This window comes from Pradoshia sp. Z5_111, assembly GCF_058267535.1.
In genome coordinates, this window is sequence record NZ_JBZCPQ010000001.1 from 151968 (window position 1) to 166442 (window position 14475).

Annotated in this window: 17 protein-coding genes; 14 read left to right on the top strand and 3 right to left on the bottom strand. The window is 38.2% G+C overall.

What is annotated here, in order from left to right; translation table 11 throughout:
- Nucleotides 1–111 precede the first annotated feature (111 nt).
- On the top strand, nt 112–777 hold the full coding sequence (locus AC4D4A_RS00825; protein WP_490994136.1) for a reverse transcriptase-like protein: 666 nt from the start codon (nt 112–114) through the stop codon (nt 775–777).
- 8 nt (nt 778–785) lie between these two features.
- The gene (locus AC4D4A_RS00830; protein ID WP_490994137.1) at nt 786–1001 is read left to right on the top strand and encodes a zinc-finger domain-containing protein; all 216 of its coding nucleotides are present in this window, start codon (nt 786–788) and stop codon (nt 999–1001) included.
- 24 nt (nt 1002–1025) lie between these two features.
- On the opposite strand, the gene cspD is transcribed toward AC4D4A_RS00830, so the two are convergent.
- A complete protein-coding gene (gene cspD / locus AC4D4A_RS00835) occupies nt 1026–1226 on the bottom strand; it encodes a cold-shock protein CspD (protein ID WP_066107270.1) in 201 nt (66 codons plus the stop codon).
- 210 nt (nt 1227–1436) lie between these two features.
- Between cspD and AC4D4A_RS00840 the strand changes: the two genes are divergently transcribed.
- On the top strand, nt 1437–2423 hold the full coding sequence (locus AC4D4A_RS00840) for an HD-GYP domain-containing protein (protein ID WP_490994138.1): 987 nt from the start codon (nt 1437–1439) through the stop codon (nt 2421–2423).
- Between the two features lie 93 nt (nt 2424–2516).
- Here the strand turns inward: AC4D4A_RS00840 and metA are convergent, their stop codons facing one another.
- Nucleotides 2517–3425, bottom strand: a complete 909-nt coding sequence (gene metA, locus AC4D4A_RS00845; RefSeq protein WP_490994139.1) for a homoserine O-acetyltransferase MetA — start codon at nt 3423–3425, stop codon at nt 2517–2519.
- A 152-nt stretch (nt 3426–3577) separates the two neighbouring features.
- Here metA and AC4D4A_RS00850 point away from each other — a divergent pair, with 152 nt between their 5' ends.
- The 11 genes from AC4D4A_RS00850 to AC4D4A_RS00900 all read left to right on the top strand — a co-directional run bounded on the left by AC4D4A_RS00850 (nt 3578) and on the right by AC4D4A_RS00900 (nt 14109).
- Nucleotides 3578–5266 (top strand): formate--tetrahydrofolate ligase, encoded by a 1689-nt coding sequence (locus AC4D4A_RS00850; RefSeq protein WP_490994140.1) that lies wholly within the window; start codon nt 3578–3580, stop codon nt 5264–5266.
- Between the two features lie 36 nt (nt 5267–5302).
- On the top strand, nt 5303–5809 hold the full coding sequence (locus AC4D4A_RS00855; protein WP_490994141.1) for a hypothetical protein: 507 nt from the start codon (nt 5303–5305) through the stop codon (nt 5807–5809).
- Nucleotides 5810–5869: 60 nt separating this feature from the next.
- On the top strand, nt 5870–6346 hold the full coding sequence (locus tag AC4D4A_RS00860; protein WP_490994142.1) for a glutathione peroxidase: 477 nt from the start codon (nt 5870–5872) through the stop codon (nt 6344–6346).
- Between the two features lie 125 nt (nt 6347–6471).
- Nucleotides 6472–7311, top strand: coding sequence for a DegV family protein (locus tag AC4D4A_RS00865; protein ID WP_490994143.1), 840 nt, complete (start codon nt 6472–6474; stop codon nt 7309–7311).
- 11 nt (nt 7312–7322) lie between these two features.
- A complete protein-coding gene (locus AC4D4A_RS00870; protein ID WP_490994144.1) occupies nt 7323–7922 on the top strand; it encodes an HD domain-containing protein in 600 nt (199 codons plus the stop codon).
- On the top strand, nt 7919–9811 hold the full coding sequence (locus AC4D4A_RS00875) for an ABC-F family ATP-binding cassette domain-containing protein (RefSeq protein ID WP_490994145.1): 1893 nt from the start codon (nt 7919–7921) through the stop codon (nt 9809–9811). The genes AC4D4A_RS00870 and AC4D4A_RS00875 overlap by 4 nt, the downstream gene beginning before the upstream one ends.
- 72 nt (nt 9812–9883) lie before the next feature.
- Nucleotides 9884–11026: a conserved virulence factor C family protein gene (locus AC4D4A_RS00880; RefSeq protein ID WP_490994739.1), complete on the top strand. Its 1143-nt coding sequence runs from the start codon at nt 9884–9886 to the stop codon at nt 11024–11026.
- Between the two features lie 196 nt (nt 11027–11222).
- Nucleotides 11223–11654, top strand: a complete 432-nt coding sequence (locus tag AC4D4A_RS00885; protein ID WP_490994146.1) for a BrxA/BrxB family bacilliredoxin — start codon at nt 11223–11225, stop codon at nt 11652–11654.
- A 130-nt stretch (nt 11655–11784) separates the two neighbouring features.
- Nucleotides 11785–12561, top strand: coding sequence for a class I SAM-dependent methyltransferase (locus AC4D4A_RS00890; RefSeq protein ID WP_490994147.1), 777 nt, complete (start codon nt 11785–11787; stop codon nt 12559–12561).
- Nucleotides 12562–12647: 86 nt separating this feature from the next.
- Entirely contained in the window at nt 12648–13241 is a 594-nt protein-coding gene (locus AC4D4A_RS00895; protein WP_490994148.1) for a YpjP family protein, read from the top strand.
- 103 nt (nt 13242–13344) lie between these two features.
- Entirely contained in the window at nt 13345–14109 is a 765-nt protein-coding gene (locus AC4D4A_RS00900; protein ID WP_490994149.1) for a TerC family protein, read from the top strand.
- Nucleotides 14110–14154: 45 nt separating this feature from the next.
- Here the strand turns inward: AC4D4A_RS00900 and AC4D4A_RS00905 are convergent, their stop codons facing one another.
- Nucleotides 14155–14310, bottom strand: coding sequence for a hypothetical protein (locus tag AC4D4A_RS00905; RefSeq protein ID WP_490994150.1), 156 nt, complete (start codon nt 14308–14310; stop codon nt 14155–14157).
- Nucleotides 14311–14475 lie beyond the last annotated feature (165 nt).

Here is a 14475-nt window from a genome sequence, read left to right on the forward strand (position 1 = left end):
TTAAAAAGTACATGAATTTTTATTAAATGTCTACTGTCATAGTTTTAGTGGTATCAGGATAATTTATATATAATGAATTAATTGTTTAAAGGATTGGGAAGGGAGAAAGAAATGAACGTAACAGTAAAGGGCATCTATAATAAATCGAAAATACCTCCTGTAACATTCACATCAGAAGAAATGGAAAGTCAATTTGCCTTAAAGCTTGTCAATGATCTCGAAAGCACGGGAAGATGGCGAGATTTCATTTTTATTGATGAACTGGGACAGGAATGGACAAAGAAACAGTTTCAGAAGCTGACAGAGGAAATAAAAGAAACTCCACAAAATGTAACGATTTATTTTGATGGAAGTCATAGACCGGGTGAAACCTTTGCGGGAGCTGGCATCGCAATTTATTACACACAAAATAATAAAAAGTTTCGCGTACGGAGCAATGAAGTCTTTGATTATATAGAGGACAATAATGAAGCAGAATATTGTGCACTATTAGCAGCTGTCAAAAGGCTTGATGAACTAGGGGTTAAACATCAAAAAATTATGATAAAAGGAGATTCTCAGGTTGTATTGAAACAATTAACAGGAGAATGGCCTTGTTATGAAGAAAATTTAAATAAGTGGCTGGATCGAATCGAAGAACAGCTTAAGAATCTTGGCTTGCACTTTGAGACAATGGCAGTTCCAAGAAAAGAAAATGAAGAAGCACATCGGCTGGCATCACAGGCACTCGAGGGAATTGAGGTAGATAGTCAACTCGAATTACCAAAAATGGGGTGACATGATCAATGAATAAGAAAAAGGCGAAAAAAGAAGCGCTTAAACAGGTTGATTTTTTGTTAAGTACGTATTGTGAGGGCTGCTTTTTACACAAACAGCTTGTCCGCGATATTGGCCGCACTCATGCACACCGTTTTTGTATCAATCAGTGCACAGTTGGTGAATCATTGAAACATATAGGCGGAAATTTGAATAAGAAAACAGAAAAGCCGCCTATCCAATAGGCGGCTGTTAATTTTGGTCCATTATTAGGCTTTTTGTACGTTAGTAGCTTGAGGTCCTCTTTCACCATCTACGATTTCGAAAGTAACTTCTTGGCCTTCTTCTAAAGATTTGTATCCTTCACCTTGAATAGCTGTGAAGTGTACGAATACATCATCTCCGCCTTCAACTTCGATAAAACCAAAACCTTTTTCGTTGTTAAACCATTTTACTTTACCGTTTTGCATAGATTGATTCCTCCTAAAACTGTGGCTCATAAGCCAATTGCTATTTATCATAAACTTTAGATAAGTCATGATAATTTCAATATACAACATTCAAATATACAGTGTCAAAATGGATTTTAAAAAATATTAAAAATTTTTAAGAGCTTACTGGGAAATTGGGTTAATATGGTATAATTGTAAAGTGGAATAAAACATATGTCGGGGTGTCTGATGGATACACATCATACTGGTTTTTCTAATTATTTGTTGGAAAGTATTTATATGAATCAATTACAAAAAGAAATAAGAGAAAAGGTGGCGCGAAAAACACCTTCTATCAAAGATAATGGGGAATTCCGAATGATGACGACGGAAGAGGTTTCTTTATGCATGGATCAAGCATGCACGGATATACGGTATATATTTAAGGATATAAATAGAAGTGGAGAAATTTCCGTCAGTCGGGTGAAACAGGAGATTATCCCTGTGATCAAGAGTGCATCATCGAGTCCGCGAATTTTTGAATTACTTCATCAAACTAAACGTAAAGAGGAGTATACATACTGGCATTCCATTTGCGTGGGAATATTATCCGGCATTATTGGGAATTGGTTGAGATTACCTTTAGATCAGCTGGAAGACCTTATGATTTCTGCTGTTTTGCATGATATCGGCAAAGCCATGATTCCTGAAAATATCTTAAATAAATCAGGTAAACTTACCTCTCACGAATTCAATATAATGAAACAACATACCGTCTATGGACACGAACTTTTACGCAGTCTCGATCATCTCCCTGATTCGGCTGCCATTATTGCCTTGCAGCACCATGAAAGGGAAGATGGAATGGGGTATCCCCATGGATTAAATGGAAATCAAATTCATTACTTTGCTAAGATTGTCACCATAGCAGATATTTATCATGCGATGTCCTCAGAAAGAGTTTATCATGAAGCAACACCATTTTATTTAATCATCAAACAAATGCAAAATGATGTATATGGAAAATTAGATGCCCATATTTTATTGGTATTCATGGAAAGATTACTCCAGGCGCTGGTGGGCAAAAAAGTTATGCTGAGTAATGGTGAATATGGTTGGATTCTTCTCATGAATCGATATAACCCACTTAAGTCTTTAGTAAAGACTGATAGAGGAATTATAGACTTAATGGCATTTAGGGATATTGAAATCGTTAAGATTATCAATGAAGTATAAGAGAATTTTAGATACTGGAAGAAAAAGACAGCTTATAGGCTGTCTTTTATATTATATTTTATATAAAAACTTCTAACACAAGAGTACTAATCATTATTTCCACTGATAAGGTGTAGTCTGATAGACATAATAATTCAGCCAATTAGAAAATAGAAGACTTGCGTGGCTTTTCCATGTATGAAATGGAAGCTGGAGCGGGTCGTCCTCAGGAAAATAATTTTGAGGAATAGGGGCACCTGAGCCCTTTGATAAGTCACGTTTATATTCCTGGGACAAGGTTGCCAAATCATATTCTGGATGGCCGGTTACCATAATTAAACGTTTATCCTTTGAAGCGACCAGAAACAAACCAGCTTCCTCTGATTCTGCTAAGACAATTAACTCCTCATGATTTCGGATCTCCTCTGCTTCAATATCCGTATATCTGGAATGCGGAGCGTAAAAAACATCATCAAATCCTCTCACAAGACTTTCGAATGGTTTCAATACTTTATGCTTATAAATGCCTGTACATTTTTTATTTAATAATTGCTTTGATATTCCGAAATGATGGTATAGGGCTGCTTGAGCTCCCCAGCAAATATGAAGGGATGAGGTTACATGCTCCCTTGACCAATCCATTATATTGATTAACTCATTCCAATAATGAACTTCCTCGAAGTCCAGCTTTTCAACCGGCGCACCAGTAATAATTAAGCCGTCGAAGCGCTTGGTTGATATTTCTGGGAAGGTTGAGTAGAATTGTTCCAAATGTGAATGGGGCGTGTTTTTACTTTCGTGCGTTTCCATTCGTAAAAAGGTTATTTTGACCTGAAGAGGAGTATTGCTAAGTAAACGAAGCAGCTGTGCTTCAGTTTTCTCTTTTTCAGGCATTAAATTTAAAATGAGAATATTTAAAGGTCGGATATCCTGACTGAGTGCTCTGTTATCATCCATTACGAAAATATTTTCTTCTTCTAAAATTTGTTTGACGGGTAGTTTATTTGGAATCGTAATCGGCAAGATACGGACCTCCCTGTTTTGTTTTAATTTTCAAAATATTAAATAATATTACCATTGTATTCATATTTTTGAGAGGTTGTAAATAATAATGTGTGTTTGATATATATTTTTTGTTAAACTAATTATGACTATTGATTTTTAGGGGGCTCAGCATGAATTTGGACACAATTGTAAAAAGTGACATCGAGATTGCTTTAAATGCAAAAATGAAACCCATAAAAGAAATTGCTGAAACGATTGGATTAAAGGAAGAAGATTGGGAAGCTTATGGGAAATACAAGGCAAAAATCTCTCTTGATGTATTAAAATCCCGCAGTACTAAAAAGGATGGGAGATTAATACTTGTTACTTCCATCAATCCTACTAAAGCCGGGGAAGGGAAATCAACGGTAACTGTTGGTCTTGGAGATGCATTTTCTCTTCTTGGAAAAAAAGCAATGATTGCGATGAGAGAACCTTCTCTTGGACCAGTTATGGGGGTAAAGGGTGGTGCAACCGGCGGCGGTTATTCACAGGTACTCCCAATGGACGAAATTAACCTGCACTTTACTGGTGATTTACATGCCATCACGACAGCAAATAATGCTTTGGCTGCGCTGATTGATAATCATATTCAGCAGGGTAATGAACTGCAGATAGACCCGCGGAAAATTATTTGGAAAAGGGTTCTTGATATGAATGACCGTGCCCTTCGGCATATTGTAATCGGGCTTGGCGGGGACAAGCACGGAATTCCCCGTGAAGATGGCTTTGATATAACTGTAGCATCTGAAATCATGGCAATCCTTTGTCTCGCGACAGATTTAGATGACTTAAAAGATAAATTAGGGAAGATTGTGTTTGGATACACCTATCAGGGTACCCCTGTTTCTGTTTCTGACTTGGGTGTAGAGGGGGCTTTAACTTTATTGTTGAAGGATGCTTTAAAGCCTAATTTGGTTCAGACTATTGAACATACGCCTACACTTATCCATGGCGGTCCGTTTGCCAATATTGCACATGGATGTAACAGTGTGCTTGCTACAAAAACAGCCCTTAAGCTAGTTGACTATTGTGTAACAGAAGCAGGATTTGGTGCGGATCTTGGGGGAGAAAAATTCTTAAATATTAAGACAAACGCTGCGGATCTTACTCCGGATGCTGTCGTTATCGTGGCAACCCTGAGAGCCTTAAAGATGCATGGTGGCGTACAATCGGATAAATTAAAAGAGGAAAATGTAAATGCGATTGAATTGGGGTTCCAGAATTTAGTGAAGCATTGTGAAACGATTCAAGCTTTTGGATTGCCTTTTATCGTCGCTTTAAATAAATTTTCTGCAGATACTGCTGCAGAAGTGGAACGATTCAATACTTTATGTCAACAACATGGATTACCTTTCTCTTTAACAGAGGTGTGGGAAAAAGGTGGGCAGGGTGGATTGGACCTTGCAGCAAAACTTGATGATATTATGAAGGAGAACACCAATACATTTAAACGTCTATATGAATCAACGGATTCCATTCAAGAGAAGATTGAAAAAGTCGCAAAAACTGTATATGGGGCAAAAAAGATAGAATATTCTCCTGAAGCTCAGCAACAAATACATAAATATGAATCAGAAGGATGGGGGCAGCTCCCGGTTTGTATGGCTAAAACCCAGTATTCATTATCGGATAATCCAAGTCTGTTGGGAAGGCCTGAAGGATTTACATTGTATATCAAAAAGCTAAAGCCTTCTGTAGGAGCAGGTTTTATTGTAGTACTTACCGGAGATATTATGACTATGCCTGGATTACCTAAAAAACCAGCTGCTCTAATGATGGATGTCGACGAGAATGGAAATGCGGCTGGATTGTTTTAATCGGGGTAGATAGATTTGTAAAACGGGGGTGATCTCATGTTTGATCCATCAGTTTTTGAAAACCTGAAAGTAGTAGTTGAAGGTGCCTTTTACGATCTGGACTTAGAAGGCGAGTTAGCTATTATAGATAGGCATGATTATGTCGACTTGGCCTATATGTCAAGGATTTTTGAGATTAGTTCAAGGCTAGATGCTTCAATGGAAAAAGCGGTTGAATGTACACTTACTTTAAGCGCAAGTTTACAAGCCTTCTCGTCAGAAAAGCTATCATCCATAACGAAACGCGAGCCGGGATGTGATCTTAAAATTAAATTTAGATATATTGATCCTGAGCATCCTCTGCGCAATATTCATATTTTGAAGCAGATTTGGGATAAAGGGTACCATTACCGGGTTTTTAAACATTCTCCGATTGGATTTAAACATGAAGATCCTTTCGTAACGATTGAAATTAAGCAGGATAAGCCAATTTATGAGGATGAAATTGATCAATTACATACCTATGTCAGCCAAATCCATCATATACTGAAAGCAGAAGGTTAGATTTTTTCAGTAAGAAAGTAAAACTTGATCAGTCATGTATTTTTAGCGGGAGTGAAGATGATGAACATTTATGATTTTAAGGCAAACTTAATCAGTGGAGATGAAGTTTCCTTTGAAAGATATATGGGGAAGGTCCTGCTTATTGTGAATACTGCCAGTAAATGTGGGTTTACTCCTCAGTATAAAGAGTTAGAATTCTTTTACCAAAAATATAAGGAACAGGGATTGGTTATTCTTGGGTTTCCGTGCAATCAATTTATGAACCAGGAACCGGGCGATGAAATGGAAATCCATTCATTCTGCCGAACTAATTATGGAATTACCTTTCCCATGTTCGCAAAAGTGGATGTAAGAGGAGACCAAGCTCATCCATTATTTAATTATTTAACAGAACAGGCACCTGGTGTGATGGGTTCCAAGGCAATTAAATGGAACTTTACAAAGTTTCTCATTGATCGAAATGGAAAGATTGTAAAACGTTTTGCACCCTCTACAAAACTTTCTGAAATAGAGAAAAGTATTGTTGATTTATTATAGGACAGACCTCTCCTTTACTCGGAGGGGTTTTATATTTGTATCTTTTTAAAAATGCTTTTGGTTATAATAGGAGTAACGCCATTTATCGGTCATGTATTCCATGAGTTATGGGGGTTGGTTGCATTATGAAAAAAGTAGCGTGGGTAACAGACAGTTCTGCTGTATTGGATGATGAACTTAAAGCCAATAAAGATGTTTACGTTTTACCGGTCCACATTATGATTAATGGCAAGTCTTATTTGGATGGTGTAGATCTAACAACCGATGAATTAGTTGAACACATTGAAAAGGGATCCACTCTTACCTCATCGCAGCCATCGATTGGTAATTTTAAAAAGCTTTACGAAGAGCTGGCTGATACCTATGACTCCATTTTCTCCTTTCATATTTCTGATAAATTAAGCGGTACATATTCTACAAGTATTCAAGCTGCCGAGCTGGTGGATATCCCTGTTTTTAATGTGGATACTCATTATTTATCTTATCCATTGACGTTTTTAATAAAGAAAGCTATTAAAATATGGGAATTAACAACTGAACCCACAGAAGTTGTGGAAGCTATACATGCGCTTAAATCAAAGCTAAGAGTGTTTGTTTGGATCGGATCTCTCCAGCAGCTTCATAATAGCGGCAGACTTAACACTTCAAGCTATTATCTGGGAAGCCTTTTGAATATAAAGCCAATCGTGACCTTCCAGGAAGGAAGTTTGCAGATTAAAACCAAGGTTCGTACATGGAAAAAGGCAACAGAAAAAATTCAATCTTACTTAAAACAATCTCTGGGATCCTCCCAGATTGATGAAGTTTTTATGCTATATGGAAAACAAATCAGTCAAACAAACGATTGGACGCGGATGGTTGAAAGAATCAGTGAGGAAATATCAGTTACGATACATCCACTCGGGACTGCCCTTTGCCTTCATGCAGGCGTTGAGACAGTAGGTATCGGATGGATAGAAAAGTAAAGGAGTTTACTATGCACGAAGCAATTAAAGCAGCGGAAGAATTCGTGAAAAAACGTTTCATTAACGATACAACAGGGCATGACTGGCACCATATGGATCGTGTCAGAAAGCTATCCTTATTAATCTATCAAACCGAGCAAACAGGCGATCCTGAGCTAATTGAATTGATTGCCCTTCTGCATGATCTCTCCGACACCAAATTAAATGGGACAAAAAAAGAGGGAGAAGCCATACTTAGCGAATGGCTCGAATCTAATGTGAAAAATGAAGAAATAAGGGTGAAGATTAAAAGGGATGTGTCCAGTATCTCATTTAGTGAGGGTTTAAGAGAGGGCTTATCCTTAGAAGCAGCCATTGTGCAGGATGCAGACCGTCTGGATGCACTGGGGGCGATTGGTGTAGCCCGTGCTTTCGCATATGGCGGCCATAAGGGGCAGCCTATTTATAGACCGCAGGATGAATCTGCCCCTAGTACATTCACGCATTTTTATGATAAATTACTACTATTAAAAGCCATGATGAATACACGTACAGGTAAAAGGTTGGCAGAAGAACGTCATCAATTTATCTTGTTGTTTTTAGATCAGTTTAAAAAGGATATGATGGAATGAAAGTATTAAAAGGAATCGACATTAAAAAGGAATACGGAGAGAAGACTCTCTTTAAGGATATTAACTTTAGCATAAGTGAAAACGAAAAAATTGGTTTAATCGGCTTAAACGGAACAGGGAAATCTTCATTGTTAAAAATCATTGCCAGCATTGAAGAAATGGACGGGGGATTGATTGATAAGCCAAAGGATTACCGGATTTCTTATCTAGGACAGAATGTTGAAGTAAACGAAGATGAAATGGTATCTGCCTTTATTTATAGAAATGACTCACCTGTATTTCAGACTGTCCGAAAGTATGAAGAGCTATTGGAGCATATGAAGGAGTCCCCAAATGATTCAGCCCTTCTTGATAAAATGTTTCATTTGCAGGCTGAAATGGATGCAAATGGTGGCTGGGAGATTCATTCAAATGCACAAATAATGTTAAATAAGCTAGGGATCAAAGACCTTAATGTTAGAATGGGATCCTTATCCGGAGGGCAAAAAAAGCGTTGCGCTTTAGCTAAAGCATTAATGGAAAAAGCAGATTTGCTTATTTTAGACGAGCCGACAAACCATTTGGATTATGATAGTATCGAGTGGCTGCAGGAGTATATCCAAGGATATCAAGGCTCGGTTTTATTTGTGACTCATGATCGATATTTCTTAGATGCCGTGACTAAAAAGATTTGGGAGCTTGATAAGGGGCAATTGCATTCTTATGACGGCAACTATGAGAAATTTTTAGAAATCAAAGCGATCAGAGACGAGATGGAAGCGAAATCAGCTCATAAGGTTTCAAGGCTGTTCCAACAGGAATTGGCCTGGATGCGGAAAGGGGCAAAAGCGAGAACGACGAAACAAAAAGCGAGAATTCAGCGCTTTGAATCCTTGCAGGAGGAAGCGAATGCTGGAAATGCTAGCGATGACTTAAGTTTGGATGTTGCCTCAACCAGACTTGGGAAAAAGGTATTGGAGCTGGTTAATCTATCAAAATCCTATGAAGATAAACAGCTAATCGATCAGTTTTCTGTCATTTTGCAAAAAGGGGATCGTATTGGTATCCTTGGACCCAATGGGAGTGGAAAAACAACCATATTAAGAATGCTTGCCGGTTCCGAGTCTTTAAGCGGAGGCTCAATCGACCGAGGCTCTACGGTATTGATCGGCTATTATACTCAGGAAAATGAAGATTTACCTCTCAATAAGCGAATGATTGAATATATTCGGGAAACGAGCGAAGCGGTCACGCTTGCAGATGGTGAGCGAATTTCGGCGGCGCAAATGCTGGAACGTTTCCTTTTTGAGCCACATACGCACGGAACAATGATCGGGAAGCTTTCAGGCGGAGAGAGAAGAAGGCTTTATTTATTGAAGATATTGATGGAGTCTCCAAATGTACTATTATTGGACGAACCGACAAATGATTTGGACATTCAGACATTAACTGTTTTGGAAGAGTATCTTCAACATTTTCCAGGTGTTGTCATAACCGTATCGCATGATCGATACTTCTTGGATAAAACATGTGATAAATTATGGGTATTTACAGGAAATGGGCAGATTCAGCAATATTATGGTCAGGCAAGCGACTACTTGGAATGGAAACAGGAGCAGGTTCGGCTTGCAACTGCCGTTGAGAAAGAGGCAACTCCTAAAATAAAACGTGCAGAAGAGACCAAAACAAAAAAACGTCTTTCCTATCATGAGATGAGAGAGTGGGAAGGAATCGATGCAAAAATAGAAGCGGTTGAAAAACGTTTGGAGGAAGTTGCCTCTGAATTAAATGAGGCCGGCAGCGATTTTGAATTGGCGAATAAATTGTCTGAGGAAGAAATTCAATTAAATGAAGAACTGGAGCATTTGATTGAACGTTGGTCCTATCTTTCAGAAATACAAGAAGGATAAATCGTAATTATGTAAATATTTTGATAGATATGCTACAATCCCCCTAGATAAATAGATCAGGGGGATTTTATGATGAGGATTGTCTCAATTGAGCCGACGCCGAGCCCGAATACGATGAAGGTTATCTTAAATGAAGAATTGCCGGCTGGAAAAAGTACAAATTATAAAAAAGATACGATTGATACAGCACCATCATTTATAAAAGATATTTTACATATTGAAGGTGTAAAAGGTGTATACCATGTAGCAGACTTCCTGGCGGTTGAAAGGAATGCTAAATATGATTGGCCTGGTATATTGGCACAGGTTCGAACCATTTTTGGTGAGTCAGTTGAAGACACTGGAACTAATCCAATTGATTCTGGCAAAGGATTTGGAGAGGTGAAGGTCCAAATTCAAGTTTTTAAAGGAATACCTATTCAGATTAAAGCAAATAGTGACCTAGAAGAAAAACGATGGGCTATGCCGAAAATATTTATGGATGCATTCCAAAAATCTCAGCTTGAGGATGATAATGCTGTGTTAATCCGAAAATGGAGTGATTTTGGAAATCGTTACGGGGAACTAGAGCAGATTGGGAAAGAGGTGATGGATGAGATCATCGCCTTATATCCAGAAGAACGCTTAGCGCAGCTTGTTGCAGACGCACAGGATACCACCATCAAGAAGGCCGAGCCCGTTAAGGTGAAAAGAAGAAAGCTTACGGAAGCCGATCTGGATCAGGAAGACTGGAGGGCGAGATTTCAAGCATTGGATCAGATGGAGGATCCGGAAATTACAGATCTGCCACTGCTCAATAAAGCGTTGGAGGATGAAAAAGCATCTATCAGAAGGCTTGCTGTGGTCTATTTAGGAATGATTGAAGACCCGATCGTTTTGCCATACTTATATAAGGGGCTAAAGGATAAGAGTGTCACGGTCAGACGAACAGCGGGGGACTGCTTATCCGATTTAGGCTTCCCGGATGCAGAGCAGGCTATGATTGAAGCTTTAGCTGATAAAAGTAAGCTAGTACGCTGGAGAGCGGCCATGTACTTGTATGAGGTTGGCGGGGAAAATGCTTTGCCAGCGCTTCGTAAAGCGGAAAATGATGAAGAATTTGAGGTGGCTCTGCAGGCGAAAATGGCCAGTGAGCGTATTAAAAATGGTGATGAAGCCCTTGGCTCTGTATGGAAACAAATGACTGAAGCCAGAAAAAATAACAAGGTTCAATAATAATAGAGCATATCAGGAAGGCAGCTGTCGGAATCACCTGGCAGCTGCTTTAGTTGAGTACAGGGCCTTCCATTGAATTGGGAGGTTTACTTCTTTAAGAGTAATATTATATACAATATTAGGGAATACATGGATTGCACATGTAAGCTATCTAATGTATCCTACATATGTAAGACTTTGAATGGGGGAATTATAAATGTCTATGGCATATGAAGAATATATGAGACAAATGGTTAAACCAATGAGAGCGGAGTTGACTGAAGCAGGCTTTGAAGAACTAACGACTCCGGAACAAGTGGATGAATTTATGGAAAAGGCAGAAGGTACTACATTGGTTGTAGTTAACTCTGTATGCGGATGTGCGGGCGGTTTGGCAAGACCTGCTGCAGCAGAAGCAGTAAATGCTGAGATTAAACCGAATCATTTTGTAACAGTCTTTGCCGGTCAGGATAAAGAAGCAACAGCCAGAATGAGAGAATATCTTGGGGAAGTTCCATCTTCACCTTCGATGGCATTGTTAAAAGGAAATGAAGTTGTTCACTTTATTCCAAGACATGAGATTGAAGGACATACCCTAGAAGACGTTAAAGAGAATTTATTAAATGCTTTTTCAGAGTATTGTAAATAAACATTAGGGAATGCTCACATGAGTATTCCCTTTTTTAATAAGAGCTTGAGGGTAAATAAGTATCTATCGGTTTAGATTTAAAGTAGCCTGCTCAACAAGAAATCTAGCAGATTTTAAAGGAGTTATTCATGTGTTTGTCACAACGATTGAAAAAACGAATAATGTGCTGAATCAAAAAGCATTAAGAACAGCTGAACAGTTAGGGATCCCATATATTGAACGCAATAAAAGAACGATTAAACAGCTGCAATCTTACTATAACCAGCCATGCCTGGTAGTGGGGAAGATGAAAATAGAATTATATGACCTGCATGGAATAGATCCTTTATTTTTTCATCCGAATATGGCCGCAGTCCGGTTGAAAAGAATTGAGAAAGGCGAAGTGGATCCTTTTGTCAGGGCAGCCGGATTAAATCAAGGGATGTCCATCCTGGATTGTACACTTGGTATGGGAGCTGATGCCTTGATTGCCTCTTATATGATAGGGAGCAGCGGGAAAATAACTGCTTTAGAGTTAAATCCGTTTGTTTACTTTGTTATTAAGGAGGGACTGCAAAATTATCCATTTAAGAATGAGAAATTTAGCGAAGCTGCCCAGAGGATTGAAGCTGTGAACCTAGACTATTTAACATTTCTTAAACAAGCTGAGGATCGCTCGTATGATGTCGTTTATTTTGATCCAATGTTTACAGAAAGAGTCATTGAAAGTACTGGAATTCAGTCTTTGAGTTCATTTGCTTCCTATAAGGATTTAACAGAAGAAGCAATCGTGGAAGCCAAGAGAGTCGCCAAAAAGAGGATTATTCTTAAGGATCATTTCAGGAGTGATCGATTTTCCCGGTTTGGATTTAGCGTTGAAAAAAGAAAAACTGCAAAATTTCATTTTGGTGTGATAGAATTAGAATAGTAAAAAAAATCAAAATTCGCTCTTCCAATATTAATAAAACGGGGTGAAAAATAGTCCGTTTTGCTGAATAGGCAGGTGATTTTAATTTGAAAAATTGGTCAAGTATTCTTAAGAAATCCTTGGTAGTTGGGCTTTCTGTTTTAAGCTTTGGAATTATATCTCCCTCTCAGTATCAGGATTGGTATGAAGGAAGTACGGTTAAAGAAGCCAAAAACAATCCTGTTATTGGTCAAACTAATTATGTAAGCAGCGAATCTCCTGAGGCGGTATTTAGTCAAAGTGACTTTTTGTCGTATGCCATGGTTCGCGCTGAGGAACAATCCTTTGAAAAGTTTGGGAGTAGAATTGGTCCCTATATAAAAGATGAATTTTATACGAGCGTATTACCGAACATTGAATCTGCATTGCAGGAATTCTCATCTGATGTACCGGAAGAGAAGCTGTTGAATATGGCGATATCTGAAAAGCCAAGCGGGGGTTTAAGCGAAAAAATATTTCATGTTTATGATCGAGAAACTAATGAAGACCTCATCAGATTTCATGTCAGGAGAGAGAACCCGCCTGGAGAAGGCCATTGGTTTGAATTTCATTACCATACATACAAAGATAACTTTGACGCCCATCACTCGATGGCGAGGATTTATTGGAGTCAAAACACTCCTCCTAAGTGGATTAGCTAAGCAGATCATTAATTGATAGGTTACTATTTTAAGGTTAATACGTTGTAATCAACGTATTTTCTTTTTTTGTGTTAAAGAAAATAATCAGGAGATGAAGACAATCATGAATGAATTCTTTTCACAGTTAATAGAAACATACGCTATGTTTTTTGATTGGCAGATGTGGATAGAGGTATTATCTGACCCAGTCAGCTGGGGGTTAATTGGTACACTGGTTCTGATGGAGGGCTTGCTATCATCCGATAATGCTCTTGTCCTTGCTGTAATGGTAAAAGATCTTCCGGAAAAACAACGAAAGAAAGCTTTGTTTTATGGGTTAATTGGAGCTTATTTATTCCGTTTCCTAGCTATAGGAGTCGGGGTCTATTTAATTGAGATTTTGTGGGTGAAACTGCTTGGTGGAGGTTATCTTGCATGGCTATCCATTCAGTATTTTTACAAAAAGTATAAACATTTTGAAACAACTCCTGATGTTCCAGACGTAAAAAAATCTGGCTTGCTCAAACGATTGTTCGGTACCTTTTGGGGGACAGTTGCATCCGTAGAGTTGATGGATATCGCATTCTCTGTAGACAGTATACTGGCTGCCTTTGGTGTAAGTAATCAAGTCTGGGTTTTATTTGTTGGAGGCATATTGGGTGTTTTAATGATGAGAGGTGTGGCAGGTGTATTCTTAAAGTTAATTGATAGAATACCAGAGCTTGAAAGTGCTGCTTATATCTTGATTGCCTTTATCGCTGTTAAAATGGTTGGTTCCAATTTTGGTCTGCATATCGATCATACTATGTTCTTTTTCATTATCATTGTGATTTTTGGCGCAACCATTCTGTTGCACTTTTATAAGAAAAGAAAGCATCAGTCGGCATAGCATATGTTAAAAGAATTCCTGATCATATCCTGATCAGGAATTCTTTTAGGAGAGATGAATGAAAATAAAGACTAAGCAAAATCCAAGAGCAATTAGACTATCGAATATGACTAATCTCCAATCTGTCATAGCAGAATACAAATCTTCCATTAATTCGTCATCAAGATTATATTTATCAGGATGGAACCGTATCTTAACCACCTCTCCCTGGATACTTTATTGTAAAAGGGGATTGCTGGAATGCTGTGATGGTGCTGTTTAGCTGCAAACGGTCAGATGAACTTCCATAATTTTTATGACCACTCGTTCACTTCGAAACTCTCATCATATGGTATAATTTTTAATGATTTGTCGAAATGGATATAT

Excerpts from the sequence above, each read along its gene's own strand:
- AC4D4A_RS00825 (WP_490994136.1), top strand. The coding sequence starts at position 112 with ATGAACGTAACAGTAAAGGGCATCTATAATAAATCGAAAATACCTCCT.
- AC4D4A_RS00830 (WP_490994137.1), top strand. The coding sequence starts at position 786 with ATGAATAAGAAAAAGGCGAAAAAAGAAGCGCTTAAACAGGTTGATTTT.
- cspD (WP_066107270.1), bottom strand. The coding sequence starts at position 1,226 with ATGCAAAACGGTAAAGTAAAATGGTTTAACAACGAAAAAGGTTTTGGT.
- AC4D4A_RS00840 (WP_490994138.1), top strand. The coding sequence starts at position 1,437 with ATGGATACACATCATACTGGTTTTTCTAATTATTTGTTGGAAAGTATT.
- AC4D4A_RS00850 (WP_490994140.1), top strand. The coding sequence starts at position 3,578 with ATGAATTTGGACACAATTGTAAAAAGTGACATCGAGATTGCTTTAAAT.
- AC4D4A_RS00855 (WP_490994141.1), top strand. The coding sequence starts at position 5,303 with ATGTTTGATCCATCAGTTTTTGAAAACCTGAAAGTAGTAGTTGAAGGT.
- AC4D4A_RS00860 (WP_490994142.1), top strand. The coding sequence starts at position 5,870 with ATGAACATTTATGATTTTAAGGCAAACTTAATCAGTGGAGATGAAGTT.
- AC4D4A_RS00865 (WP_490994143.1), top strand. The coding sequence starts at position 6,472 with ATGAAAAAAGTAGCGTGGGTAACAGACAGTTCTGCTGTATTGGATGAT.
- AC4D4A_RS00870 (WP_490994144.1), top strand. The coding sequence starts at position 7,323 with ATGCACGAAGCAATTAAAGCAGCGGAAGAATTCGTGAAAAAACGTTTC.
- AC4D4A_RS00875 (WP_490994145.1), top strand. The coding sequence starts at position 7,919 with ATGAAAGTATTAAAAGGAATCGACATTAAAAAGGAATACGGAGAGAAG.
- AC4D4A_RS00880 (WP_490994739.1), top strand. The coding sequence starts at position 9,884 with ATGAGGATTGTCTCAATTGAGCCGACGCCGAGCCCGAATACGATGAAG.
- AC4D4A_RS00885 (WP_490994146.1), top strand. The coding sequence starts at position 11,223 with ATGTCTATGGCATATGAAGAATATATGAGACAAATGGTTAAACCAATG.
- AC4D4A_RS00900 (WP_490994149.1), top strand. The coding sequence starts at position 13,345 with ATGAATGAATTCTTTTCACAGTTAATAGAAACATACGCTATGTTTTTT.